Origin of the sequence: Fictibacillus sp. WQ 8-8, assembly GCF_024494405.1 — a bacterium.
In the GTDB taxonomy this organism is placed as follows: Bacteria; Bacillota; Bacilli; order Bacillales; family Fictibacillaceae; genus Fictibacillus_C; species Fictibacillus_C marinisediminis.
In genome coordinates this window covers 1-21,914 of sequence record NZ_JAMXKG010000023.1, presented here as the reverse complement: position 1 = coordinate 21,914, position 21,914 = coordinate 1, and the positions used below count along the sequence as shown (strand labels likewise).

The window sequence follows — 21,914 nt, the reverse complement described above, 5'->3', positions numbered from 1 at the left end:
GGAGGTTTCATAAGAATGAAGTTAGATTGGGTGAGATCAAGGATAAGATCGCTTTCGGCTGCTGAAAAAATGGAGCACATTCCTAAAGGCTATTCTGGGGATCGGAAATACGCTGTAACATTAAAGGGTGGCAGTAAGGTTTTATTGAGGATTGCCGCTATAGGGGATTATGAAAGGAAAAAATCCGAGTTCCAGCTGTTAAGCGAAATCATGAGGTATCCCGTTCAGACACCGGAGCCTATTGAAATAGGAAAGCTGGAGGAGATGGACAGCCGTTTTTATGTACTTTCTTACATAGAGGGAGAAGATGCAGGTGAGGTATTGCCCCAGTTTACGGAAAAGGAGCAATACGAGATTGGTCTAAGAGCGGGGAAGGACTTGTGGAATTTGCACCAGTATCCAGCACCTGAGGCCATTGAGCCATGGTATGAAAGGGTGACGGAAAAGTTTTACAGATATTTGGATGCCTATAAGACTTGTGGTGTCAAAATAAAAAATGATGAGAAAATTATGGCTTTTATCGAGGAGAACAAACCTTATTTAAAAAGCCGTCCAAACCAGTTTCAGCATGACGATTTCCATCCAAGCAACCTTATTGTGAAGAACAAACAATATGCAGGAGCCATTGATTTTAACCGCTTTGATTGGGGCGACCCTTATCATGACTTTTGTAAGGTCGGTTTATTCAGTAAAGAGGTGAGTGTTCCTTTTTCCATTGGGCAAATCAATGGATATTTTGAGAATAAGATCCCTGAGGATTTTTGGATGATTTACTCTCTTTATATGGCTATGAATGTTATGTCTGCCATCGTATGGACGATCAGGGTTACACCAGATCAAGTCGATGAAATGGCAGACCGATTACATAAGGTACTGGAGGATCATCAAGATTTTGAAGTGCTGGAGCCGAAATGGTATACAGCTCATTCCTTCTCGGTTAATCAGTTGTGAGCTGATGCTTATTAAACGAATATCCTGCAAAGTTAAAGAAGGACATCAAGATTTATTTTATGACTGTCAAAAACAATGGGGAACGCTTAGTCAGGTGAAAGGGTTTATCGGACAACTGGGAGGATGGAGTGATCATAAGCAATCGACTGCTTGTATCTATGCTTTCTGGGAAAGCCAACAGGATTATCAGTATTTTATGGATGAGATCCATGATCAGATTTTTTCAGCCTCAGGGCAAGGAAAAACCTATACTTTGATAGAGATAGATTTTTTCCAAGAAGAGCTGAGAATCACCGGTTTGGAAAATCAATTTGCAGATGTTATAAGAAATGCCAAATATATTTATTCGGTTATACAGCAAGCTGAAAAACATGGCTGGAATGCAGGCTTGCAAAAAGCCAAGGGAATGCTGGGAGGCACATTTGGATCGTCCCAAAAAGATAGGGACACTTTCCTTGTATGGTTAGCCTGGCAGTCTGAGAAGCAGCAAAGAAGGACTCTGCCACAAGGTGGTGCGGCAGAATGGGCAGATGAAAAGTTTAGTGTCATAGAAGCTTGGCGAGTGTGTCCGAGCATTATTGATAGAGACTGAAGAATGATAAGCAGGAGGGACTGACCATGTTTCCAGGAACGCTGTACGAAACCCATGTCAAAACCAAAAATTTAGAAGCGGCTATGGAGTTTTATACGAGGTTAGGGTTAGATTTGGCCCATACAATTGAAGATCGGCGTGTCGCATTCTATTGGTTTGATAAAAATAATAAGCGCGAACAAATGCTGGGCGTTTGGGAAGTACCGGAAGAAGAGTTTCATAAAAGCCATTTTGCGTTCAAGGTTACGTACGATGACATTATTCATGCAAGTGAATGGCTGCTTACTAAAGGGATAAGGCCAAGGGCTGCTTTTGGACTTGAACCTACGGAACCCATGGTGCAAACCTGGACACCTACTGCGAATCTCTACTTTTATGATCCGGATGGCAATTCATTAGAATTTCTTTGCTTGCTTCCGGAAAAGAAAAATGTGGAGAAGGATGTTATGTACTTAAGTGAATGGGAGAAACTTTCGTAAAAATAGATGAAGCAGGAGCCTTTTGGGTCCCTGCTTTTTCATGCTAGCAGTTACAGATCATTAAAACGTTGCCGTCTAAATCCTGAAAATTAAAATAGGCAAATTCTCCAATGCGTTCTACGTTCTTCACGATGGTGATGCTATTTTCTTTTATGAATTCATAGGCTTTATCAATATCCGGTACATAAAAATTAAACAGCACATGCGAAGAAGGTTTGAATACAAAGTCGGGATCAAAAGTGTGGTCGTCCAATGTTAGTCCTGTTTCATTGGTTACAGGCAGGTTGTAAACAGGAGAGTCTACGTTTTCAGGATTAAAAGGTACGCCAAGCAAATGACTGTACCATTCTGCGGATTTCTTTAAGTCCTTAACATGGATAAACACATTATTCACCTTGCAAGCGATGGGCGACACGGTTGAGTTCATGATCTTACCACCTTTTGGTTATATTTTACAATTAGTCATTCAACAATAGTAAGGGAAATCCTTTTATGAACCGATGGAAAATAAACAAGGCTCTTTTCTAAAAGATTGTTGCTTTGGGGACATTTATGTATAGCAACTTCATTGATCAGTTGAAGTGCAAGGTGCGAGACTCCTCGAAAATGAATTTCACATTTTCTTCGTGCGATATAACGCTGCCGAAGCCTTCCTTGTCCTGCGGGACTAGCGGGACAGGTGAGACCCACAGGCGCCTGCGCCGAGAAAGTAGGAGCTGGCGCCGGTAAGGCTCACCGCACGCCCCGCGAAAGTAGGCGTTTACGCCAGTAAAAGCGAGCAGCCTGAAACGGAAATCAACCACTCCCAAGAGCAGCAAAGGTTACGAAAACAGCCATAAACAAAAAGGATTGAGGTGATTGAAATGCTGCTGCACGCAGAAACGAAGATAGTTATTGGGGCAGGACCCTATAATAATAATCCTGGGTGGATTCATACACAGGAAGAAGAATTGAGTTTATTGGATAAGAGGAAGTGGGAAAATGCATTTAAAAAAAATTCAGTGGCAGCCATTTTAGCTGAACATGTGTGGGAACACCTTACGTATGAAGAGGGAATAGAAGCTGCTGAAAACTGTTATGACTTTTTAATGCCGTCTGGTTACATTCGCTGTGCCGTTCCCGACGGATACTTTCCGAATGAGGAATATCAGCATACCGTACAAGTTGGCGGTCCCGGACCTGAAGACCATATCTGCGCAAGCCATAAGATTGTACATAACTATAAAACGTTATCGGCTATGTTTGAAGCAGCGGGCTATACGGTAAGGCTGCTTGAATATTTTGATGAGACTGGGAGCTTTCATTTGGAAGATTGGAACGGGGATAAAGGCGTTATTTTCCGATCAAAAAAGTACGACCCAAGGAACCAAGGAGATAAAATAGTGTTTGCTTCATTAATATTAGATGCCATCAAGCCTCCAGCAGACTGATTTCCAGTAAAATCCAAATGAGTAAGCACTAACCTTTTATTGAGGAGTGGCATAAATATGATATTATAAAAATGAGTGAGTACTCACTTTATTAGGGGGGCTGATTATGAACTATAGTGTTGAAATTGAGAACGTTAGCAAAAGCTTCGGTAAAAAAGCGGTTTTAAAAGAAATCAGCTTAAATATTGAAGAAGGAAAAATTTATGGATTTATTGGCCCATCAGGTTCTGGAAAGACCACTCTGGTAAAATTGATGGTTGGAATGGATGATCCTGACAATGGGATGATACATGTGTTAAGGGAAAAGGTTCCAAACCTCGGACTGCTGCAGCACATTGGCTACATGGCACAGTCTGATGCTTTGTATCTGAACCTGAACGGAAAGGAAAACTTGAAGTTTTTTGCTTCACTTTACAAAATGCGTAAGTCCGAAGCGGCAGAGCGAATTTCTTACGCTGCAAATCTTGTAAATCTCACAGAGGACTTAAATAAAAGAGTTTCGGCCTATTCGGGTGGTATGAAACGCAGATTATCTCTGGCTATTGCTTTAATCCAAAACCCTAAACTTCTTATTTTGGATGAGCCGACCGTGGGGATTGATCCGGAATTGCGTTTAACTATTTGGAATGAATTATTGCGGCTGAAAAACGAAGAAGGAAAGACGATCATCGTAACGACGCATGTCATGGACGAAGCGGAACGGTGTGATTTGGTTGCGATGATCAGAGAAGGCCGCATATTGGCTAACGGCACACCAGACGAATTAAAAGAGTTGTATCAAGCAGAGAACTTTGATGAAGTCTTTTTAAATGCGGGGAGGAAAAGTCATGAGAACAGCAGCTCTAATTAAACGGATCTTTCAAGAGATGTTCCGTGATAAACGGACGTTAGCGCTGTTGTTTGTTGCTCCTTTGCTGATTTTATCCCTGATGTATTTATTATTTAACTCCGACACTATCAATCCGAAGCTGGGAGTGACTGGTGCGGATCATCAGCTTGTTAAGGCACTGGAAAAAGCCGACATTCATACGGTTCACTATAAGAGAATAACCAATACGAAGAATACGATAAAAGGTGATGATCTTGATGCTATTTTACAGTATAAAGATTCTCATTGGAAATTAACCCTGCAAAATAACGACCCGACAGCCGCCAAAGCCCTGCAAATGAAGGTTCAACAAACCGTATCCCAATTTCAATCAGCACTTATGAATAAAGGGAGCGCAGGCCTTCCAAAAGAAAATATCAAGACAGCATACATCTACGGAAATAGCGATACCGATTTTTTTGATGTCCTGAGTCCTACGCTGGTTGGTTTTTTTGTTTTCTTTTTCGTTTTCCTCATTTCGGGTATTGGTTTATTAAAGGAACGGACATCAGGTACTTTGGAACGATTAATGTCTACACCCATTCGCAGATGGGAAATTGTAATGGCCTATCTGGTTGGATTTGGAACGTTTGCCGTCATACAAACCATAATTGTCGTACTGTATGCCATCAATATTTTAGATATGGTTCTGGAAGGATCCATTTGGAGTGTTATTTTAATTAACTTATTATTGGCATTGGTAGCTTTGTCATTGGGAATCCTTTTATCATCTTTTGCCGCATCCGAATTTCAAATGGTGCAATTTATCCCAATAGCAGTCATTCCACAAATCTTTTTTTCAGGAATTATTCCCCTTAATGGCTTGGCAGACTGGCTGCAAGCCGTTGCTAAAGTGATGCCGCTTTATTATGCGGCAGATGCACTAAAAGGTATAATGTATAAAGGAATGGAATTAAGCGATATTAGTGGAGATCTTATTGCACTCGTGCTATTTGCTTCGTTCTTTACTGTACTGAATGTATTTGCATTGAAAAAGTATCGTAAATTATAAAGGTTAAAAGCTCGAAAGTAGGGATGAAATTGTTTAAAGGCAGTCTCTTGGAGGCGATGGTTGCCCATGCATCAGATAACAAAAAACAAACGGATAAACAGCAGAAGATTTTGGAGTCGGCCATTAGAATCTTTGCAGAAAAAGGGTATACAAACACCTCGACAAGTGAGATTGCCAAAGCTGCAGGTGTAGCTGAGGGGACCATTTTCCGCAAGTATGGAACAAAGGATAATTTATTGCTCTCGGTGATCGTTCCCTTTATAAAAGACTTATTTCCTGCTATGGCTGAGGGTGTTTTTAATGAAGTGATGTCAAAAGACATTCTTAGTTTTGAAGATTTCTTGCGGGCCTTCTTGAAAAACAGAATTGTCTTCTTTAAAGAGAATATGGAAATATTCCAGATTGTTGTGAAAGAGATGCTCTATAACGTGGAATTACGAAACGAATTACTGCCTTTTTTTAAGGAAAATGTCTCTCCGCGTCTCATTAAAGTCATCAACATCTTTAAAGAACGAGGAGATTTAGCAGATATTCCAACAGAGTTGATTCAAAAAATGGTGTTTACTTTCGTTGGCGGATATTTTGTTTCTCACTTTGTCTTGCTGCCAGAAAACTCATTTGGGGATGAGGACGAAGAAATTGAAAATATGATCAGATTTGTGATGGATGGCGTACGGAACAGGAAAGAAACTTAAATTATAAAGGCTTTACCCCTAAATTGTACAACGCCTCATTCACATCCTGAAGGTTATAGATTTCCTTCTCCAAACAAAATTGAATGACCAGGTCTGATGTATCACTGTCAGACAAAGAGAAGCCGGCAGAGCTTAGAAGCTCACCGGCTTCCTCTATGTTTAATTGAAGAGCCAGGGCGAGTGCAATGACCGTATTTTTTCGCGGCCGATAATCAGGATTGGAACGGATTTTTGAAAAATGGCGGCGGTCGATTCCTGCTTTTTTGTAGATTTCGGAATCACTGGCGCCTCTTTGATCGATATAGCTGAACAAGAGATGGCGGAGGGAAGGTTTGCGTCTGGACTGGATAAACTCGTCAAGGTCCGCTGGCTGTCGATCTTCTTCAAGGATTTCGCTCTCTAGAGGTGCACAGGCATGTAAAATCTCTGCCGGAGAATGGTTCAGGTAGTAGTCAACATATTCTTTTAGTTCAATCAGAGTTTTTTCTGCGAGCATTGTGACAACCTCCCCAAAATGTCGCTTGCCAGGCGACCAACTGATGGCAGAATCCAGCTATTATTATAGCATGAAGAATAGAAGGGGATGGGACGCATGAATCACAATAAAACGGAGATAATCTTTCTGCTGGACCGGAGCGGATCAATGGCAGGGCTTGAAGAGGAAACGATCGGCGGGTTTAACAGGCTGATTGAAAAACAATGCCGGCCGGAAGGAGAGACTGAAATTACGGCGATCCTTTTTGATGATCAGTATGAGGTCGTATGGACTGGGAAAAACGCCAGAGAGGCAAGGCTGTCAGACAAAGAGTATTTTGTAAGAGGCTGTACCGCACTGCTGGATGCCATAGGTAAAGCGACCGTGGATACCGGGCGCAGGTTAGCAATGACAGACGAGAGTGAAAGGCCAGACAAGGTCATCTTCATCGTTACAACTGATGGGATGGAAAACGCGAGCACGGAATTTACCTATCCCAAAATAAAAGAGCTGATCAAGCACCAGCAGGAGAAATACAGCTGGGAGTTTATATTTATGGGAGCGAACATCGACGCCGTGAAGGAAGCGGACAGCATTGGGATTTCAGTCGACAACGCCTATAACTTTGAGGCTTCATCACATGGGGTAGAGGAGATGTATGCTGTCATGTGTGAAGCGGTGGCGGAGAAAAGGGAGAAATGATTATCATATGGGCAAAGGAGCACCCACCGTTTTTTTTCGGCGGGTGCTTTTTAGTTCGGATAATAGATGGTCATACTCAAGCGGGTCAAGATATCACCGGAGTTATGATAGACATGAGGCCTGTCGGCTCTGAACCGGATAGAGTCCCCATTTTTCACGGTGTATTCTATGTTGTTTACACGTACGGTTAATTCCCCGTCAAAAACAGTTATAAATTCTTCGGTGCCTTCTCCATGAGCGTCAGAGCTTAGAAAGCCGCCTTTGTCGATCTCGACGGAATACATTTCAAATCGGCGGTCATCCTGGAATGGAAAGTAGGGATATACTCTGTATTTTCCGTTGTCCTCTGTTAAGGCTTGTACTTCGCTTCGCAAGACTACTTTCGTATCGGGCTGCGGATCATTGATCAGGGAAGTAAACGAGATCTTTAGTCCATTGGCGATTTTCCAGATCGTCGTAATGGTAGGGCTGGATTCGCCTCTCTCAATTTGTCCAATCATTGTTTTGCTTACACCGGTCAGTTCAGCCACTTTTTCAAGGCTTAATTTTTTGTTTTCCCGAAAGGCTTTTAAATTTTTCGCAATGATAAGATGGATTTCCTCCATAAATAACCTCCAGACCTATTTACAATATAACGACCGTTCTGTACAATATATTGAAAATCGTTATAGTGTTCAATATAGACATTATAACATACGCAACGGAGGGGAATCACAATGTCCATCTTGTCTTTTTTGTTGTACGTGTTTGTTACAAGCTTCACTCCAGGTCCGAATAACATTATGGCGATGCTGTTTGCCAACCAATACGGTTTGAAGCGAACCCTCAGATTCTGTGTTGGAGTTGGAGCTGGATTCTTTATCATCATCATGCTGAGCAGCTACTTTAATCTTTGGCTGAAGAACTTCATACCAAAGATCGAGTTTGCGATGACGATCCTGGGTGCGGTCTATATGCTGTATCTGGCTTATAAGGTGTTAACCAGCAAAAGCAAGACTAAAAACAGCGAACGAGAAGACAAGAATAACAGTTTTAAAGCAGGCATGCTGCTTCAGTTCGTTAATCCAAAAGGCCTCTTATATGGCTTGACTGTCATTTCCACGTTTGTGATTCCCTTTTACCATTCCAATGCCAGCCTGCTGCTGATTTCATTATTTCTAGCGTTTATCGGCTTCCTGGCTACGTTTAGCTGGAGTCTGTTCGGTTCCATGTTTCAAGTCTTTTTATCAAAATACAGAAGAGCATTCAATGTGGTGATGGCCCTTTTGTTAGTGTATAGTGCGGTTTCGGTGGTTGTGGAATAAGATATCAATGATTTAAACGATCGTTTAAAGAGGCTGGTCATTAGGTCAGGTCTCTTTCTTCATATAATCTGGATCGATAGAAAAAAAGAGCACTGGCTGAGAAAAATGCAGCCGTGCTCTTTTGCTTATCAGAAGGATTATTTACTTTTTCGCTTTGCTGACTTTCAGTTTCTTGCCTTTAACTGTGGTATTTTCCATGGCTTGCAGGACAAGTGAGCCTTTTCCGTTAAGAATATCAACATAGGACCAATTCTCCTGGATGGTGATAATGCCGATATCATCTGCTGAGACTCCAGGGATTTTTGCGATGGTTCCAACGAAATCGACCGCTCGGATCTTCTTGTTTTTTCCGCCGCTGAAGTGGAGTTTCGTAATATCCTGGTTGATTCGGGCCGTTTTATTATTTCTCACGACTCGGCGCCCGCTGAGCTTTTCTTCAAAAGCTCGCTGCATTTTAGCCACTTCTTGTTTTGTCGGTGCTTCCGCTTCATCGATCTCAAAGCCAATGTATCTTTCGATGGCTCTAAGATATTTTCCTTCATAAGGCAATGCAAACGTAATGGCTCTTCCTTTTTTGCCGGCCCGGCCAGTTCTTCCTGTACGGTGGACATAGCTCTCTTTTTCCATAGGAACGTCATAGTTGATAACGAGGGTTACATTATCAATATCAATTCCTCTCGCAGCCACATCCGTGGCGACAAGATAACGGAAATTCCCGATCTTGAACCCGTCCATCACTGCGAATCGATCTTCTTGTTCCAATCCTCCATGAAGCTTTTCAACAGAATACTGAGAGGCTTCGAGCTCTGCAAACACGGTATCGACGTGCTCTTTCGTATTGCAGAAAATGATGCAGCTGTCCGGGTTTTCAACGACCGTCACGTCTTTCAGAAGAGCAAGCTTCACCTCTTCCTGAACGTTGATTAAAGAATGCTTGATCGTATCTGTCGTCATCCCGGCAGAAGCTATTTCGATTTTTGCTGGATCTTTCATATATTGATGGCAGAGATTTTCAATATCTTTTGGCAATGTTGCAGAAAAGACCATGGTTACTCTGTTTGAAGGAAGTTGTTTAATAATCTTTTTCACTTCATCAATAAAGCCCATGTTCAGCATTTCATCTGCTTCATCAATGATCAGGTACTTGATTTGGTCTAAGACGAGGGTTTCACGCTCGATATGGTCCATGACGCGTCCCGGTGTACCGACGACAACATGCGTTTTTTGTTTCAATTCTTCTTTTTGTTTCGCAAAAGGCTCTTTACCATATACAGCAACAGCTTTAATCCGCTTGAACCTTCCAATGTTGGTAAGGTCTTCACGAACTTGAACAGCGAGCTCGCGCGTGGGAGTAAGGATCAATGCTTGTGGCCGTTTTTCTTCCCATTCCAGCATTTCGCATACCGGAATACCAAAGGCTGCTGTTTTTCCGCTGCCTGTTTGGGATTTTACGACGAGATCTTGCTTTTCCAGAGCTAATGGTATGACTTCAGTCTGAACCTCAGTCGGAGTTTCATATTTCAACACTGTAAGTGCTCGTTTTATTTCATCGCTTATACGATAATCGTTAAAACTTCTATTATTCATGTAGGAACCTCGATTTTTTATATTATCCAGATTCAGCATAACCTGAATAGTGTTCATTATACTTGAAATGATGGACAATCGGGTTTAATTTTAAACGATTGTTTAAAGGAACCCTTCCGTATGATCGTAGGTGATAGGTAAACAATGATATAATGAGGGTAAGGTCAATCTGTTTTGAGGTGATGTAGTGGAAATGAACAGTAAGAAAACCATCCCCGTTTTTTATTCATTGAGGTCTCTTTCCTCAAAATTGTTTGCATTAATTAGTGACCAGCTAAATGTGAACACAGCGTATGTTACCAGAAGAGGGGAAACAGCGATGCATGTTCTCAGTTCTTTTAACAAAGAAGAAGAGATTATACCAGAAGGATACAGTGTGGAATATGGAGGCACATACTGCCGTTTAATCATCATGAACGAAGGCGATGTGATGCATACTTCCAACTTGATGACTCAAGCCGTAACAAAAGAGTTAGAAGTAACCGGCCAATTAAATGTTAAAGGATTTCTTGGGGTAACATTAAAAGATTTGAAAGGGAATGTCTTTGGAACGTTATGTGTGATGGATAGAGAGGAAAGGAAGTTTTCAGAAGCGGATGTTGCCTATTTAAGGTCCATGGCCGACATTTTGTCTTATGTGATCGAGCTCGATGAGACAAAGTATAATATGAGCTTTTTGAGCGTACCGATTATTCCCATCAAGAACGGTATATCGATCCTTTCTTTACAAGGGATTGTAGATGATGACCGGTCCCATCAAATTCTAAGCGATGTGCTCCATGATGCAGCGGACAATGACATCGATTACTTTATTATTGATCTATCTAAGCTTCTCGTTCATGATGATACTTTTTCAGATTTCTTCTATCAAATGATCAATGCTCTTAACCTGATGGGGGTTGAAACCATTATTACAGGTGTGACGCCTGTGTTTGCCAGAGAGCAAGTAGACAAGATGGATTTACAAGTCTTGAATACCAGGATCGTAAAAGACATTCAGTCTGCGCTGGATTATATCGGTTATACATTAATTCAAAAGAGGTAATTTTGCGTAAAATGCTGGAAAGAAAAAACAGTTGAAGGAACGACAGCGCTGTTTTATAATAACTTTTAGCGTTAACTAACTTGATATTAAAATCCTCATCAATCCGATGAGGTAGAGGTCGCGGCTTTTATAAGTAGGACGTACGAGATGCAGAGGACATCATAGACTCCGTGTGAAAGGAAAAGCTGCCGAAATTTGTGCTTAACTCTGGAAGTATGAATTGGGGCTGTATTCGAACAGGAACAGCACTGTCACACCCACGAATAACCGGTGGGTGGGATGCGCTATCTTACGGAAGGCATGATGCGGATTAATAATAATCGTCGCCCAATGCTTGGCGGCTTTTTTTATTTCCCACTCCTTCCTAAAACGAAAAGGAGTTTTTTTTATGCGAAACACAGCACAGAATCCATCACAACCGCAGTCGCCAAACGCGGACAATGAATTAAAGCGGGGACTGAAATCCCGCCATTTAACGATGATCTCTCTTGGGGGAACGATCGGAACAGGATTATTTTTAGCAAGCGGAGGATCCATTCATACTGCAGGGCCAGGCGGCGTTCTGTTTTCATATGTAGCGATTGGAATCATGGTGTTCTTCTTAATGACAAGCCTCGCAGAAATGGCGTCTTACATGCCGGTTGCGGGTTCATTCAGCACGTATGCTTCAAAATTTGTGGATCCATCACTAGGATTCGCGCTCGGCTGGAACTATTGGTACAACTGGGCAATCACCATTGCAGCTGAACTTGCTGCCGTAACATTAATCATGAAATTTTGGTTTCCAGATACCCCTTCATTTATCTGGAGTGCACTGTTCCTAGGCATTATGTTCTTATTAAATTATTTATCGGTAAAAGGGTTTGGTGAAGCAGAATATTGGTTCTCGCTGATCAAAGTCATTACGGTCATCATCTTCTTGATCTTAGGAACACTTATGATCTTCGGCATTTTAGGCGGAGATCCGATCGGATTTAAGAACTTTACGATCGCTGACGCACCGTTCCACGGCGGATTCTTTACGACGCTTGGCGTATTTATGGCTGCAGGTTTCTCCTTCCAGGGAACAGAACTGTTAGGGGTTGCGGCTGGAGAAACAGAAGATCCGAAAAAGAACATCCCGAAAGCGATCAAAAGTGTGTTCTGGCGTATCCTTTTGTTCTATGTTCTGGCAATCTTGGTCATTTCTTTAATCATTCCTTACACAGACAGCCGATTGGCAAGCAGCGATATTACTGTAAGTCCATTCACACTTGTCTTTGATAAAGCAGGAATTGCGTTTGCGGCTTCCGTTATGAACGCGATCATCTTAACAGCAGTATTATCTGCCGGTAACTCCGGTATGTATGCATCGACCCGTATGCTTTGGGATATGGCACGAGACGGAAAGGCACCTAAGTTTCTGGCGAAGCTGGATTCCCGCGGTGTACCGGTTCCAGCCCTAATTGTAACAGCCGCTGTAGGAGCTGTAGCTTTCTTTGCTTCACTGTTCGGTGACGGCGTCATCTACACATGGTTGCTGAATGCCTCCGGGATGTCCGGTTTTATCGCCTGGCTCGGAATTGCGATCAGCCATTACCGATTCAGAAGAGCGTATGTGGCACAGGGGCGGAATTTAAAAGAACTGCCTTACTTGGCAAAATGGTTCCCAATCGGTCCGATCTTTGCTTTCGCTCTCTGTTTTGTCGTTATCCTCGGTCAAAACTATTCTGCCTTTACAGGCGGAAGCATCGATTGGAAAGGAGCCCTTGTTTCTTACATTGGGATTCCGATCTTCCTGGCTGTTTGGTTAGGCTATAAATTCAAACACAAAACAAAAGTCGTACCGCTTAAAGAGTGTGATTTTGAATAAGAAATAAGAGAAGCAGGAGCCTTTCGGGGTTCCTGCTTTTTTAGTGAAAAAGGTATCGTCTTCTAAACGCAGAACATATAAATTAACACTTACGTCAAGTGAAGGGGAATGGCAGCGAAAATAGAGAACGCAGGAGCATATAGGGGTTCCGAGAGTAACCTGTAGCGAATCAAAGAGGCCAGGCTCAATATTGAGCAGGGTCTCATTAGAAGTTGTTACCAAATGGAAGTTGTTTTACTAATTAGTAAAACAACTCTCTAAGCACATTCGGAAAATGGTAAACAGGGTTATGCATGTACCCACGTGTTTTTACATTTCTTTTGCGCTCTGATTTGAAAAGATTTTTGTTCCCGTGGTAAAGAGAGATATACCATATTTTCACCATCTGGTAGAACTCGCGATATTCACGGTTGGACAGTGAAAGATCTTGCGGAAATCCGATGTCATAAAGCCGTTCCATAAAGAAGTTTTCGGCAATCTTATCGGTTTCCTCGGAGATCTTCCCGCGCTTCACATCAAAACCTTTATGCTGCAACTGACGCTCGAATCCATTCAGTGTATTTCCTCTGCAGAGCAGCACGGCTTCATCTTTTGGAACATTTAACTGGGTGAGAAGAGACATAATGTACTCTTCTTTAGAGGTTTTTAATGATGTTTCAGAGGGGAGCGGGACATAGACAGCCGCTTGTTCTCCGGTTTCTATTCTTCTGGCTGCGAACACTTCTCCTAATATGGGGCATCCATTTCCTGCATCATCTACTTCAATCATTTAAAAGATTCTCCTATTGTATATTCTTATAGAACATTAACTCTCAGCTTCATTTTCATCAGCAAAGGCATTCATCTTGCTTTGAATGTGGTCGGCTAGGTCTGCATTGGTGTAGATATCTATTCCAGGCTCACCAGGACTGTCGATGAAAGCAACAATGATGAAAGCCGTCTTTTTGTTTGGCTGTTTTCGTAACCTTTGTTGCTCTTAGGGGTGGTTGATTTCCGTTTCAGGATGCTCGCTTTCCGCGGGGCGTGCGGTGAGCCTTACCGGCGCCAGCGCCTACTTTCTCGGCGCATGGCGCCTGTGGGTCTCACCTGTCCCGCTGCTCCCGCAGGACAAGGAAGGCTTCGGCAGCGTTATATATCGCACGAAGAAAATGTGAAATTCATTTTCGAGGAGTCTCGCACCTTGCACTCCAATCAACTTGTCAATGAAGGCTCTTTACAAAAATGTTCCCTAAGCAACAATCTTTTAGAAAAGAGTTTTTTGTTTTTATAGTCAACTATGAAGCGGCCCACTTCTTTTTCATCGTTGGACTTCATTTTTTTAATTCGGCTTTGTACCTGGTTAATCTCGGTATCGGAGAATCCCCCGCTCATCAACGGTTTAATACGCTGTAAAAAGGGTTTAACGTCTTTCAGTTCAAAATCCAATGAAGCATCCTGAAGGTTATCTTTCTGAATCGCGTCATGAGAAGGTGTTAGAGCACACCCGCTTGTACTAAAGAGAAGTAGTAAAGCCAGGGGTAAAAACTTCACTTTCATTCTTAAAATTTCCCTTCGCATTGAAAATGTTACATCTTCCATTATACAGCAACCACTTAAATGAACAAAAAAGCAGAAGTCTTTTTTACTGACTCCTGCTTACCATCGGTTTGCTTATTTTGTTTGTAATTGAGAAGAAAAAAGTTGTTCAAGAACTTTTTGTACTTCCAATCCTTCAGAGAAGGTAATTAAGTCAGCTTCTTCTCCTTGGAACTTTTTCACGAACTGGTCAATCAAGCCTGCTCCACGGTTATTGTCTTCCAAATCAATTTTCCTCAAGTCTTCATTGTCAGCCCCATAGTAGAGTTCACTCCAATTCACAAGAGAAAGAGTGCCTCTTGAGCCGTATAGAGTAAATTCAATGTGCTCTGCCATGGCAATGTCACTGACAGCATCAATGGATACGACGGTTCCATCCTTGAGGGTCAATACCGCTGCTAAACTTTGTTCAGAAGAAACGCCATCGGAGGGATAGTCAATCGTTGAAAATTTTACTTCCAGCTCGCCGAACAGGTGCTGGGTCATTTGCAGGAAATGCGGAAGGACTTCTTTTGTAAAGCCGCCCTGTTCCCGTAAGGCAATCCATTCTACGTTTTGCCATGCACGGGGCCACTGATGAAAGTAGGCAGATATTTTAATTCTTTTGATTTCTCCCAGGGAGCCGTTTACCACTTTTTCTTTCATGACTTGAAAAACATGCCGGTAAGGAGTAGGGAAGTTGATCGCATGAATGATACCGCTCTGATCAGCCTTTCCTGCCATTTCCTCCGCTTCCTGCAGGGAGTTTGCCAGCGGTTTCTCACACAAGATGTGTTTTCCTTTTTTTACAGCATCCATCACGATAGGATGATGAAACTTAGGAGGAACGGCTATGTAAACGAGATCGATGAAATCATGATTGATGATTTCTTGATGATCTGTTGTCCAAGGAACCTGGTGGAATTCGTTTGAAACTTTCTGAGCTGCCTCGGGATTAATATCGCAAATGCCGACTATTTCGGTTTGAGGATGAAGGTCGAACTGCTCCAGAAGTCTTCTTCCCATCACTCCAACACCAATGACACCAACCTTTAGTTTTTTCATGAGTCATCTCCTTTTTAATCATCGGCTCTTTTCTAAAAGATTGTTGCTTTGGGGACATTTATGTATAGAAACTTCATTGATCAGTTGATTGGAGTGCAAGGTGCGAGACTCCTGCGGAAAGCGAGCAGCCTGAAACGGAAATCAACCACTCCCAAGAGCAGCAAAGGTTACGAAAACAGCCTAATCATCATATCTTCATTTTACCGCTGTTTGAACGAACCGGCACTGCAATTATTGCGAAGAAAACGATCGCAATTTTTGATGTGAGATTTCTGCAGTTATGAATAAGGATGGAAGGAGATTGATTTCTTTGAAAAGAGGCGTTATTCATGTGGAAATTCCATCCGCTCGCACGAGGGATCATTTTTGGAACATTTTTGGCACGTGCTGGCTTTTTTATGAGTCTTCCATTTTTGGGCATCTATTTACACGAAGCTAAAGGCATTGACCCGGCAACTACAGGAGCCATTCTGGGAGTAAGTTTCTTTGTCAGCACCTTTGCGGGATTTATTGGTGGAACCCTGTCGGACAGGGTAGGGAGGTTTCCGTTGTTGTTTTTCTCTATGGTCCTCTGGGGAACGGTTTTTATAGGGTTTGCATTGGCTGAAAGTGTGTGGTTCTTTTTCGTATTGAATGCGCTAAACGGCTTGTGCAGGGCGGTGTTTGAGCCGATTGCCCGTGCGCTTTTAACCGATGTGACATCAAAGGAGGAGAGAGTGGCCGTTTTTAATGCCCGTTATTTTGCCATCAATGCTGGAGGCGCGATAGGACCGCTTATCGGCCTGGGGCTGGGTGCTTCAAAAAGCTCTTTGCCATTTTTCATAAGTGCACTCATTTATTTTGTATACGGCCTGATCATTTTAAAGTGGACGTTCCATTATAAAAAGATATCCAAAGATAGAACGTCCTTGCCGGATGTTTCGTTTGGACACAGCTTAAAAGTTGTCGCTAAGGACAAAGTATTTACCTGTTTTTTGCTTGGTAATATTTTTGTGACGGGAGGCTATTCGCACCTCGATACGACGCTTGCTCAATATTTCGGTCATCATCATCTCAAGGTTTATTCGCTTTTATTTGTAGCGAATACGGTGTATATTTTGCTTTTTCAATATCCAATCGTACGGATGATGAAGCGGTTTTCAGCGCTCACTTCCTTAAAAGCGGGATGTCTTCTCTTCGGGTTGGGGCTATTCGGGTTTGGGATGACTCATACTTTGCCTTTATTGATGCTGTCAATGTTCTTGTTTACGGCAGGAGAAATTCTATGTTTTATTATCGGTGATGTGTTAATCAGTGATATCGCACCGGATCATTTGCGCGGAGCCTATTTTGGAGCATCGGGTCTGCAGTTTCTCGGACAGGGTGCAAGCGCATGGGCAGGAGGGGGGCTGCTCAATGTATTTGGGTTTAGCCATGGCATCATGATCTTTGGAATACTGGCTGGATTAACGGTGGCTGCCTTTCCGTTTTTTGAATATGGAGAGAAGCTGTCCCGACGCAATAAGAAATCAAACAGCAACACGTGGAGTATAGATACAATGAAAAGCTGAAGACCGAGGAAGGGAGGAAGGTGTATACTAGAAGAAAAAGGTAATTGGGATAAGGAGACGGAACATGAGAGTCCTGAACTTAAAGCTGGCCAACAGCAAATTAATGATGACTCATTTGCCCCCTTTTTCTTCAGACCCTGTAAAGCACGATCATGGCGGAGATTATCAGATTACGATTCCGATTTCGGGAATCCCTTGTATTGAAATTGAAAAGCAAACACGTTCAATGAATAAAGCGTTGAGAGTGATTACTTCACCAGGAGAAGCTCATTTTCATTATACAGGTGAAAGCGAAAGCAAACTGTTGCTGATTAATCTGCAAAAAGAATTCGTCGATCAGGTGGCATCGGCCCGTCTTCATGTATGTCATTTCGATACAGCATTTCGAACGTATGGGGAAAACTCATCGGAAAAGCTTGTGAAGATCGCGAACGACATCATCCAGACCAATCTATTAAATGAAGTCGCTTCTGGCAAGTTTGAAGAATTGGAGTGGGCGCTGGCAGATACCTTGCTTTCCATACAGGAAGGGTCGCATAGCGAAAAGTGGCGAAAAGAAATTACGCTGAATGATCATCCGTTGATAAAAACCGTCCTCTCCTTTATCCATGAACACTATGCCAGTGAACTGTCACTGGAGGAATTGGCCAAAGCATCCAGGCTGAGCAAGTATCATTTTATACGAACGTTTAAAGAGGCTGCAGGCTGCACCCCCGGCCAGTATGTTACAAAAGTCAGGCTGGAAAGGGCTATAGATCTTTTGCGTACAACTGCGCTGGATATTACAACTATTGGATTTGCTGTGGGGTTCGGCAGCTTAACGACATTTGAACGATCGTTTAAAAAGAGATATGGCTGTTCTGTATCGCACTATCGAAAGTCGCTTTAATACAAAAGAAAAGAGCCTGGAGGAATCCAAGCTCTTTATTACTTTTTGATTTGTTTTTCTAAATCAGAGACTTTCTGTTCAAGCTGCTTTATTTTTTTAGCTGCATTCATTGCCGTAACAAATCCCATTAGTCCGAAGACAAATCCTATAAGTGCGTAGGTTTGCATCGTAAATCCTCCCTATACGAATAAATGTTAATGAATTTCGGTTTGAACATCCCGGCTGAAACCTAGAAATCTTGAACCCTGAAAGCTCAGTTCGCCTGTATCGCCTTCAACCAGCATGCCAAATTTGTCACCTTTAACCTCAAGTTCCATCCGGTCTCCGCTTTCAACCTGGAACGTTACATAGTAATCGTTATGAGCAGAGGTTTCCCCACCGCCGCGTATAGAGGTTCGTTTAGTTACGACTTTAGCCTTTACCGATAATTTGGGTGAATTGTTGTTTTTATTCCATTGTGAAAGGCTGCTGACTATGCCTATTATAATAACAGAAATAACAATAACAAAAACAATTCCAATAAAAATGGGACCGAACTGAAACATAAAATCCCCTGCTGGATCGTCGAACATCTTACATCCCCCTGATGTATTTTTTCCTTATTTTAACATTTTAGAGTTTGTATTTGAAATACTTCTTTAAAATTTTGGTTTTATATGAAACTTTTTGTTATCCTTTTCGTATATGTAAGAGTTGAGATCTAAGATTACTAAATGGAAGAAGGAATAGAGAATGTTAAAGAAGATTATTGCGGCTACCTTGGTTATGACGTTTGTATTGATGCCTGTGAAAGATATTGTTTTCCATGATCAGTCACAAACGGTAAGTGCGAAAGGCTATCGTTCGGGGGTAAAATCCTTTAACTCTGGTGGTAAAAGCAGCAACAACTCATTTTTTCAAAATAAGAGCCAAAACAAGCAAAAAAGCTTTTTCAACAAAAATAATAGCTATTCTGCGAAAGCTAAAAAGGGCGGATTCATGAAAGGTCTGATCTATGGCGGAATCGCTGGTATGCTTTTCGGTGGACTGTTAGGAAACCTTGGCGCTTTTGGTTCATTCCTTGGGTTAATGATTAACATTATCGCTGTTCTTATCATCATTTCCCTCATTTCGAGAATCTTTGCGAACTTAAGAAACAGCCGCAAACCAAAGGATGACCGATGGAACAGATAATGGTATCAGAGCAGGACATTATTAATGCTCTATGCTTGTTCCTCGCTCATAAAAAAGAAGTTGCGCCAGAAGACGTTCAAGTAGAACTGCTGTATGATGACGATTACGGTTTCTCGGCGGAAGCCTATGTGGGCGGCAGAAAACAAGTAATGATTGAAGCCAACCTGATAGAGGCACTCCGGTTTTGGCTGGATACACAAATGAATATCGATCCGATTTCAGCTGGCCTGGAATTGGTCCTGGATGACGAAGAAGGCATTGTGGCTTACGTTAGAACCAGATAAAACAAAAACACCAATCTTTTAGGGATTGGTGTTTTTTGCGTTTTGCAGGAAGGAGTCAGGCATGACAACTGCTGTGACTTGTCCTTTTACGCAGAGAGTTTCACCGGCAAACACTTCAGTATGTACCTTCCATTTCTTCGGATGAACTTCTTCCAGCGTTCCGATAGCTTTCAATGCTAAGCCATGCGGGGTAGGCTTCATAAAATCAACCTTCAGCGAGGCGGTTACAAATCGCGGTGGTTCTGCGCCGTCACCTGGTTCATGGCCATTTTTCCGGTGAAGGGCGAGAGCAGCTGAACCGGTTCCGTGGCAATCAATCAGCGAGGCAATTACTCCGCCGTATACAAACCCCGGTACAGCCGTATGCTCGGGCTGAGGTGTGTAGATTGTTTCGGTCTTTTCTCCATTCCATCTTGTCTTGAAATGGTGGCCATCTTCATTCAGCTTTCCACATCCATAACACCATGAATAATCGTCAGGATACACGTCCTGAACGGCCTTTTGTTCTGCCATTTTTATTCACTCCATTCTTTTCTGCTCATTTGTTTCTTTCCACAGGTTAAGGTGATATTCCTTGTTTACCTTTTTTAAAAAGACATAGTTTATTTGAAAGTACCTTATGGATGGAAGACAAATCATTTGTATACTTTAGTTAAGAATAAACAGTGAGGTGAAGAGATGGTGAAGGAACGAAAAGTAATCGTATATATTGCAGCCAGTCTTGATGGATTTATCGCTAAGAAGGATGACGATATCAGCTTCCTGTCGATGGTGGAACAGCCTGATGAGGACTATGGATACAGAGAATTTGTGAAGACGGTCGATACAGTGATCATGGGGAGAAAAACGTATGATAAAGTGTTAACCTTTGGGATTGATTTTCCTCATAAGGAGAGAAAGTGCTATGTGCTCTCAAGAAGCAAGAAGGATACGGATGAAAATGTGGAGTTTTACAACGGAAACCTTAATGAACTGATTCAAACCCTGAAAAAAGAAGAAGGAAGGAACATCTTTATTGATGGCGGGGCAGGAGCGATTAAAGAGTTAAAAGAACAAAATCTTATTGATGAGTACGTGATTTCTATCATTCCTGTTTTGTTAGGGAACGGAATTCGGTTGTTTGCAGAAACGGAGAATGAAAGCAGACTTCAGTTTGTAGAGAGCAAGACGTTCAATACAGGACTGGTACAGCTGCATTATCGGACTGTTAAAGATTAATAATACTAAGGTTGCTTCGGCAGCCTTAGTTATTTTTTTGAATATTCCTTTACAAGAATATTCGATTCGGGTTATATTAGATGTGAAAGGAGAAACGATAGATGAGCGCGAACATCAATGCCACATTATCCGCACTTGCCGAGCCTAAGCGCTTACAAATGATTGAGCTATTGCGTGAAGGTCCTCTCACTGTAGGGGAAATTGCTGAACGGCTTGGGCTTCTCCAACCACAAACTTCCAAACACCTCAGAGTTTTAAATCAAGCTGGATTTGTCGAGGTTCATGCTATTGCTAATAGGCGGATCTACAAGCTGTCTCAGCAGCCTTTCAAGGATTTGAATAAATGGCTAGTATCCTTCCAGAACGTTTGGGAGGGAAGATTGGATCGTTTGGATGATTATTTACTTAAAATGCAAGAAAAAACGGATGAACCTTAAGGAGGAATTGAAATGTCTGTAAACCATGGAACAAACCCTTTAAAAACAGCCGTTGAGGGCCAGGTACTTATTATGGAGAGAACATTCAACGCTCCTAGAACTCTCGTATATCAAGCATTTTCGCAGCCCGAGCACTTGTCAAAATGGTGGGGGCCCAAAGGATGGGAAACTGAAATTCGCCAGTTTGACTTTCAGGCTGGTGGCGTATGGTTTTATTGCATGAAGTGTATGGATAAGAATCAAGGAGACTTTTATGGCCAAGAATCTTGTGGTAAGGCCGTTTACCAGGAGATGATCGAGCCTGAAAAGATTGTTTATAAAGATTACTTTGCCGATGCAGAAGGCAAAGAGATGGATGGAATGCCTGAGATCTTGGTAACCATCGAATTCATTGAGGATGAAGGTTCAACAAAAGTCATTACTCGCTCGCAATTTGCTTCAACTGAAACGCTTCAACAAGTCATGGAGATGGGAGTCGTAGAAGGATTTTCTTCACAAATGGAACGTCTGGATGATCTTTTGGAGCAGCTGCAATAAGAGATTGATAAACAGTAAGGGGCTGTCCAGAAAGTCGAAAATTGACCTTCAGGCAGCCCCTTTTTGGCTTGAAAAATCTTCAATGAAAAGTTAATTGAAGTGGAAGATGCGAGACTCCTGCGGGACTAGCGTGACAGGTGAGACTCCCGCCGGTGCTTGCACCAAGAGGCTCACCGCACGCCCCGCGGAAAGCGAGCAGCCTGGAACGGAAATCA

28 protein-coding genes and 1 riboswitch are annotated in these 21,914 nt (G+C 42.3%); of the genes, 18 read left to right on the top strand and 10 right to left on the bottom strand.

Annotated elements, in window-relative coordinates; all coding sequences use genetic code 11:
• Nucleotides 1–15: 15 nt before the first annotated feature.
• From M1K46_RS24125 to M1K46_RS24115, 3 genes are read left to right on the top strand one after another with little or no spacing between them, the layout of a single operon-like run.
• The gene (locus M1K46_RS24125; RefSeq protein ID WP_256227989.1) at nucleotides 16–951 is read left to right on the top strand and encodes an aminoglycoside phosphotransferase family protein; all 936 of its coding nucleotides are present in this window, start codon (nucleotides 16–18) and stop codon (nucleotides 949–951) included.
• Nucleotides 952–955: 4 nt separating this feature from the next.
• On the top strand, nucleotides 956–1,543 hold the full coding sequence (locus M1K46_RS24120) for a DUF4937 domain-containing protein (RefSeq protein WP_256227988.1): 588 nt from the start codon (nucleotides 956–958) through the stop codon (nucleotides 1,541–1,543).
• A gap of 26 nt (nucleotides 1,544–1,569) precedes the next feature.
• A complete protein-coding gene (locus M1K46_RS24115; protein WP_256227987.1) occupies nucleotides 1,570–2,022 on the top strand; it encodes a VOC family protein in 453 nt (150 codons plus the stop codon).
• A gap of 43 nt (nucleotides 2,023–2,065) precedes the next feature.
• On the opposite strand, the gene M1K46_RS24110 is transcribed toward M1K46_RS24115, so the two are convergent.
• Nucleotides 2,066–2,449, bottom strand: coding sequence for a VOC family protein (locus tag M1K46_RS24110; RefSeq protein WP_248251333.1), 384 nt, complete (start codon nucleotides 2,447–2,449; stop codon nucleotides 2,066–2,068).
• 436 nt (nucleotides 2,450–2,885) lie between these two features.
• Here M1K46_RS24110 and M1K46_RS24105 point away from each other — a divergent pair, with 436 nt between their 5' ends.
• The 4 genes from M1K46_RS24105 to M1K46_RS24090 all read left to right on the top strand — a co-directional run bounded on the left by M1K46_RS24105 (nucleotide 2,886) and on the right by M1K46_RS24090 (nucleotide 6,027).
• Nucleotides 2,886–3,452: a class I SAM-dependent methyltransferase gene (locus tag M1K46_RS24105; protein ID WP_256227986.1), complete on the top strand. Its 567-nt coding sequence runs from the start codon at nucleotides 2,886–2,888 to the stop codon at nucleotides 3,450–3,452.
• A 106-nt stretch (nucleotides 3,453–3,558) separates the two neighbouring features.
• On the top strand, nucleotides 3,559–4,302 hold the full coding sequence (locus M1K46_RS24100; protein ID WP_256227985.1) for an ABC transporter ATP-binding protein: 744 nt from the start codon (nucleotides 3,559–3,561) through the stop codon (nucleotides 4,300–4,302).
• Nucleotides 4,280–5,332 carry an ABC transporter permease gene (locus M1K46_RS24095; protein ID WP_256227984.1) on the top strand — a complete coding sequence of 351 codons (1,053 nt, stop codon included), beginning with the start codon at nucleotides 4,280–4,282 and terminating at the stop codon, nucleotides 5,330–5,332. Before M1K46_RS24100 ends, M1K46_RS24095 begins: the two co-directional genes overlap by 23 nt.
• Nucleotides 5,333–5,361: 29 nt before the next feature.
• Nucleotides 5,362–6,027 carry a TetR/AcrR family transcriptional regulator gene (locus tag M1K46_RS24090; RefSeq protein WP_091008496.1) on the top strand — a complete coding sequence of 222 codons (666 nt, stop codon included), beginning with the start codon at nucleotides 5,362–5,364 and terminating at the stop codon, nucleotides 6,025–6,027.
• Nucleotide 6,028: 1 nt separating this feature from the next.
• Here M1K46_RS24090 and M1K46_RS24085 read toward each other — a convergent pair whose 3' ends face one another.
• Nucleotides 6,029–6,523 carry a helix-turn-helix transcriptional regulator gene (locus tag M1K46_RS24085; protein WP_256227983.1) on the bottom strand — a complete coding sequence of 165 codons (495 nt, stop codon included), beginning with the start codon at nucleotides 6,521–6,523 and terminating at the stop codon, nucleotides 6,029–6,031.
• A gap of 96 nt (nucleotides 6,524–6,619) precedes the next feature.
• On the opposite strand from M1K46_RS24085, the gene M1K46_RS24080 reads away from it, so the two are divergent.
• Nucleotides 6,620–7,204 (top strand): vWA domain-containing protein, encoded by a 585-nt coding sequence (locus tag M1K46_RS24080; RefSeq protein WP_256227980.1) that lies wholly within the window; start codon nucleotides 6,620–6,622, stop codon nucleotides 7,202–7,204.
• 50 nt (nucleotides 7,205–7,254) lie between these two features.
• Here the strand turns inward: M1K46_RS24080 and M1K46_RS24075 are convergent, their stop codons facing one another.
• Nucleotides 7,255–7,809 (bottom strand): helix-turn-helix domain-containing protein, encoded by a 555-nt coding sequence (locus tag M1K46_RS24075; RefSeq protein WP_256227979.1) that lies wholly within the window; start codon nucleotides 7,807–7,809, stop codon nucleotides 7,255–7,257.
• A gap of 111 nt (nucleotides 7,810–7,920) precedes the next feature.
• Between M1K46_RS24075 and M1K46_RS24070 the strand changes: the two genes are divergently transcribed.
• A complete protein-coding gene (locus M1K46_RS24070; protein WP_248251340.1) occupies nucleotides 7,921–8,508 on the top strand; it encodes a LysE family transporter in 588 nt (195 codons plus the stop codon).
• 141 nt (nucleotides 8,509–8,649) lie between these two features.
• Here M1K46_RS24070 and M1K46_RS24065 read toward each other — a convergent pair whose 3' ends face one another.
• Nucleotides 8,650–10,095, bottom strand: coding sequence for a DEAD/DEAH box helicase (locus tag M1K46_RS24065; RefSeq protein ID WP_062238909.1), 1,446 nt, complete (start codon nucleotides 10,093–10,095; stop codon nucleotides 8,650–8,652).
• A 193-nt stretch (nucleotides 10,096–10,288) separates the two neighbouring features.
• Between M1K46_RS24065 and M1K46_RS24060 the strand changes: the two genes are divergently transcribed.
• Both M1K46_RS24060 and M1K46_RS24055 read left to right on the top strand, forming a co-directional pair.
• Entirely contained in the window at nucleotides 10,289–11,140 is an 852-nt protein-coding gene (locus M1K46_RS24060) for an STAS domain-containing protein (protein ID WP_254781624.1), read from the top strand.
• Nucleotides 11,141–11,244: 104 nt separating this feature from the next.
• Nucleotides 11,245–11,435: riboswitch (Lysine riboswitch) on the top strand.
• A gap of 93 nt (nucleotides 11,436–11,528) precedes the next feature.
• A complete protein-coding gene (locus M1K46_RS24055) occupies nucleotides 11,529–12,992 on the top strand; it encodes an amino acid permease (protein WP_062238907.1) in 1,464 nt (487 codons plus the stop codon).
• Nucleotides 12,993–13,233: 241 nt separating this feature from the next.
• On the opposite strand, the gene M1K46_RS24050 is transcribed toward M1K46_RS24055, so the two are convergent.
• The 3 genes from M1K46_RS24050 to M1K46_RS24040 form a co-directional block, all read right to left on the bottom strand.
• Complete coding sequence (locus M1K46_RS24050; RefSeq protein ID WP_053355869.1) at nucleotides 13,234–13,761, bottom strand: hypothetical protein; 528 nt, start codon at nucleotides 13,759–13,761, stop codon at nucleotides 13,234–13,236.
• A 422-nt stretch (nucleotides 13,762–14,183) separates the two neighbouring features.
• The gene (locus M1K46_RS24045; RefSeq protein WP_256227976.1) at nucleotides 14,184–14,570 is read right to left on the bottom strand and encodes a hypothetical protein; all 387 of its coding nucleotides are present in this window, start codon (nucleotides 14,568–14,570) and stop codon (nucleotides 14,184–14,186) included.
• Between the two features lie 72 nt (nucleotides 14,571–14,642).
• Nucleotides 14,643–15,611, bottom strand: a complete 969-nt coding sequence (locus M1K46_RS24040; RefSeq protein WP_256227975.1) for a Gfo/Idh/MocA family protein — start codon at nucleotides 15,609–15,611, stop codon at nucleotides 14,643–14,645.
• Between the two features lie 329 nt (nucleotides 15,612–15,940).
• Here M1K46_RS24040 and M1K46_RS24035 point away from each other — a divergent pair, with 329 nt between their 5' ends.
• Together M1K46_RS24035 and M1K46_RS24030 are read left to right on the top strand one after the other, a co-directional pair.
• Nucleotides 15,941–17,161 carry an MDR family MFS transporter gene (locus M1K46_RS24035; RefSeq protein ID WP_256227974.1) on the top strand — a complete coding sequence of 407 codons (1,221 nt, stop codon included), beginning with the start codon at nucleotides 15,941–15,943 and terminating at the stop codon, nucleotides 17,159–17,161.
• A 64-nt stretch (nucleotides 17,162–17,225) separates the two neighbouring features.
• Nucleotides 17,226–18,050, top strand: a complete 825-nt coding sequence (locus M1K46_RS24030) for a helix-turn-helix domain-containing protein (protein WP_256227973.1) — start codon at nucleotides 17,226–17,228, stop codon at nucleotides 18,048–18,050.
• Nucleotides 18,051–18,088: 38 nt separating this feature from the next.
• Here the strand turns inward: M1K46_RS24030 and M1K46_RS24025 are convergent, their stop codons facing one another.
• Both M1K46_RS24025 and M1K46_RS24020 read right to left on the bottom strand, forming a co-directional pair.
• Nucleotides 18,089–18,217 (bottom strand): hypothetical protein, encoded by a 129-nt coding sequence (locus M1K46_RS24025; protein WP_255357607.1) that lies wholly within the window; start codon nucleotides 18,215–18,217, stop codon nucleotides 18,089–18,091.
• A gap of 27 nt (nucleotides 18,218–18,244) precedes the next feature.
• Complete coding sequence (locus M1K46_RS24020) at nucleotides 18,245–18,622, bottom strand: DUF2500 domain-containing protein (protein WP_256227972.1); 378 nt, start codon at nucleotides 18,620–18,622, stop codon at nucleotides 18,245–18,247.
• 160 nt (nucleotides 18,623–18,782) lie between these two features.
• Between M1K46_RS24020 and M1K46_RS24015 the strand changes: the two genes are divergently transcribed.
• A complete protein-coding gene (locus M1K46_RS24015; RefSeq protein ID WP_053355865.1) occupies nucleotides 18,783–19,223 on the top strand; it encodes a hypothetical protein in 441 nt (146 codons plus the stop codon).
• Complete coding sequence (locus M1K46_RS24010) at nucleotides 19,211–19,507, top strand: YxcD family protein (protein WP_053355864.1); 297 nt, start codon at nucleotides 19,211–19,213, stop codon at nucleotides 19,505–19,507. The genes M1K46_RS24015 and M1K46_RS24010 overlap by 13 nt, the downstream gene beginning before the upstream one ends.
• 18 nt (nucleotides 19,508–19,525) lie before the next feature.
• Here M1K46_RS24010 and M1K46_RS24005 read toward each other — a convergent pair whose 3' ends face one another.
• Nucleotides 19,526–20,020: a PaaI family thioesterase gene (locus M1K46_RS24005; RefSeq protein ID WP_256227970.1), complete on the bottom strand. Its 495-nt coding sequence runs from the start codon at nucleotides 20,018–20,020 to the stop codon at nucleotides 19,526–19,528.
• Between the two features lie 168 nt (nucleotides 20,021–20,188).
• Here M1K46_RS24005 and M1K46_RS24000 point away from each other — a divergent pair, with 168 nt between their 5' ends.
• The 3 genes from M1K46_RS24000 (at nucleotide 20,189) to M1K46_RS23990 (ending at nucleotide 21,699) form a co-directional block, all read left to right on the top strand.
• On the top strand, nucleotides 20,189–20,725 hold the full coding sequence (locus M1K46_RS24000; protein WP_256227969.1) for a dihydrofolate reductase family protein: 537 nt from the start codon (nucleotides 20,189–20,191) through the stop codon (nucleotides 20,723–20,725).
• 101 nt (nucleotides 20,726–20,826) lie between these two features.
• Nucleotides 20,827–21,162, top strand: coding sequence for an ArsR/SmtB family transcription factor (locus M1K46_RS23995; RefSeq protein ID WP_062238885.1), 336 nt, complete (start codon nucleotides 20,827–20,829; stop codon nucleotides 21,160–21,162).
• 12 nt (nucleotides 21,163–21,174) lie between these two features.
• On the top strand, nucleotides 21,175–21,699 hold the full coding sequence (locus tag M1K46_RS23990; protein WP_256227968.1) for an SRPBCC domain-containing protein: 525 nt from the start codon (nucleotides 21,175–21,177) through the stop codon (nucleotides 21,697–21,699).
• The last annotated feature ends 215 nt before the right edge of the window (nucleotides 21,700–21,914 follow it).

What these genes read in the sequence shown, in the direction of transcription:
- M1K46_RS24125 (WP_256227989.1), top strand. Translation starts at nt 16, where the DNA reads ATGAAGTTAGATTGGGTGAGATCAAGGATAAGATCGCTTTCGGCTGCT.
- M1K46_RS24120 (WP_256227988.1), top strand. Translation starts at nt 956, where the DNA reads ATGCTTATTAAACGAATATCCTGCAAAGTTAAAGAAGGACATCAAGAT.
- M1K46_RS24115 (WP_256227987.1), top strand. Translation starts at nt 1,570, where the DNA reads ATGTTTCCAGGAACGCTGTACGAAACCCATGTCAAAACCAAAAATTTA.
- M1K46_RS24110 (WP_248251333.1), bottom strand. Translation starts at nt 2,449, where the DNA reads ATGAACTCAACCGTGTCGCCCATCGCTTGCAAGGTGAATAATGTGTTT.
- M1K46_RS24105 (WP_256227986.1), top strand. Translation starts at nt 2,886, where the DNA reads ATGCTGCTGCACGCAGAAACGAAGATAGTTATTGGGGCAGGACCCTAT.
- M1K46_RS24100 (WP_256227985.1), top strand. Translation starts at nt 3,559, where the DNA reads ATGAACTATAGTGTTGAAATTGAGAACGTTAGCAAAAGCTTCGGTAAA.
- M1K46_RS24095 (WP_256227984.1), top strand. Translation starts at nt 4,280, where the DNA reads ATGAGAACAGCAGCTCTAATTAAACGGATCTTTCAAGAGATGTTCCGT.
- M1K46_RS24085 (WP_256227983.1), bottom strand. Translation starts at nt 6,523, where the DNA reads ATGCTCGCAGAAAAAACTCTGATTGAACTAAAAGAATATGTTGACTAC.
- M1K46_RS24080 (WP_256227980.1), top strand. Translation starts at nt 6,620, where the DNA reads ATGAATCACAATAAAACGGAGATAATCTTTCTGCTGGACCGGAGCGGA.
- M1K46_RS24075 (WP_256227979.1), bottom strand. Translation starts at nt 7,809, where the DNA reads ATGGAGGAAATCCATCTTATCATTGCGAAAAATTTAAAAGCCTTTCGG.
- M1K46_RS24070 (WP_248251340.1), top strand. Translation starts at nt 7,921, where the DNA reads ATGTCCATCTTGTCTTTTTTGTTGTACGTGTTTGTTACAAGCTTCACT.
- M1K46_RS24065 (WP_062238909.1), bottom strand. Translation starts at nt 10,095, where the DNA reads ATGAATAATAGAAGTTTTAACGATTATCGTATAAGCGATGAAATAAAA.
- M1K46_RS24060 (WP_254781624.1), top strand. Translation starts at nt 10,289, where the DNA reads ATGAACAGTAAGAAAACCATCCCCGTTTTTTATTCATTGAGGTCTCTT.
- M1K46_RS24055 (WP_062238907.1), top strand. Translation starts at nt 11,529, where the DNA reads ATGCGAAACACAGCACAGAATCCATCACAACCGCAGTCGCCAAACGCG.
- M1K46_RS24050 (WP_053355869.1), bottom strand. Translation starts at nt 13,761, where the DNA reads ATGATTGAAGTAGATGATGCAGGAAATGGATGCCCCATATTAGGAGAA.
- M1K46_RS24045 (WP_256227976.1), bottom strand. Translation starts at nt 14,570, where the DNA reads ATGGAAGATGTAACATTTTCAATGCGAAGGGAAATTTTAAGAATGAAA.
- M1K46_RS24040 (WP_256227975.1), bottom strand. Translation starts at nt 15,611, where the DNA reads ATGAAAAAACTAAAGGTTGGTGTCATTGGTGTTGGAGTGATGGGAAGA.
- M1K46_RS24035 (WP_256227974.1), top strand. Translation starts at nt 15,941, where the DNA reads ATGTGGAAATTCCATCCGCTCGCACGAGGGATCATTTTTGGAACATTT.
- M1K46_RS24030 (WP_256227973.1), top strand. Translation starts at nt 17,226, where the DNA reads ATGAGAGTCCTGAACTTAAAGCTGGCCAACAGCAAATTAATGATGACT.
- M1K46_RS24025 (WP_255357607.1), bottom strand. Translation starts at nt 18,217, where the DNA reads ATGCAAACCTACGCACTTATAGGATTTGTCTTCGGACTAATGGGATTT.
- M1K46_RS24020 (WP_256227972.1), bottom strand. Translation starts at nt 18,622, where the DNA reads ATGTTCGACGATCCAGCAGGGGATTTTATGTTTCAGTTCGGTCCCATT.
- M1K46_RS24015 (WP_053355865.1), top strand. Translation starts at nt 18,783, where the DNA reads ATGTTAAAGAAGATTATTGCGGCTACCTTGGTTATGACGTTTGTATTG.
- M1K46_RS24010 (WP_053355864.1), top strand. Translation starts at nt 19,211, where the DNA reads ATGGAACAGATAATGGTATCAGAGCAGGACATTATTAATGCTCTATGC.
- M1K46_RS24005 (WP_256227970.1), bottom strand. Translation starts at nt 20,020, where the DNA reads ATGGCAGAACAAAAGGCCGTTCAGGACGTGTATCCTGACGATTATTCA.
- M1K46_RS23995 (WP_062238885.1), top strand. Translation starts at nt 20,827, where the DNA reads ATGAGCGCGAACATCAATGCCACATTATCCGCACTTGCCGAGCCTAAG.
- M1K46_RS23990 (WP_256227968.1), top strand. Translation starts at nt 21,175, where the DNA reads ATGTCTGTAAACCATGGAACAAACCCTTTAAAAACAGCCGTTGAGGGC.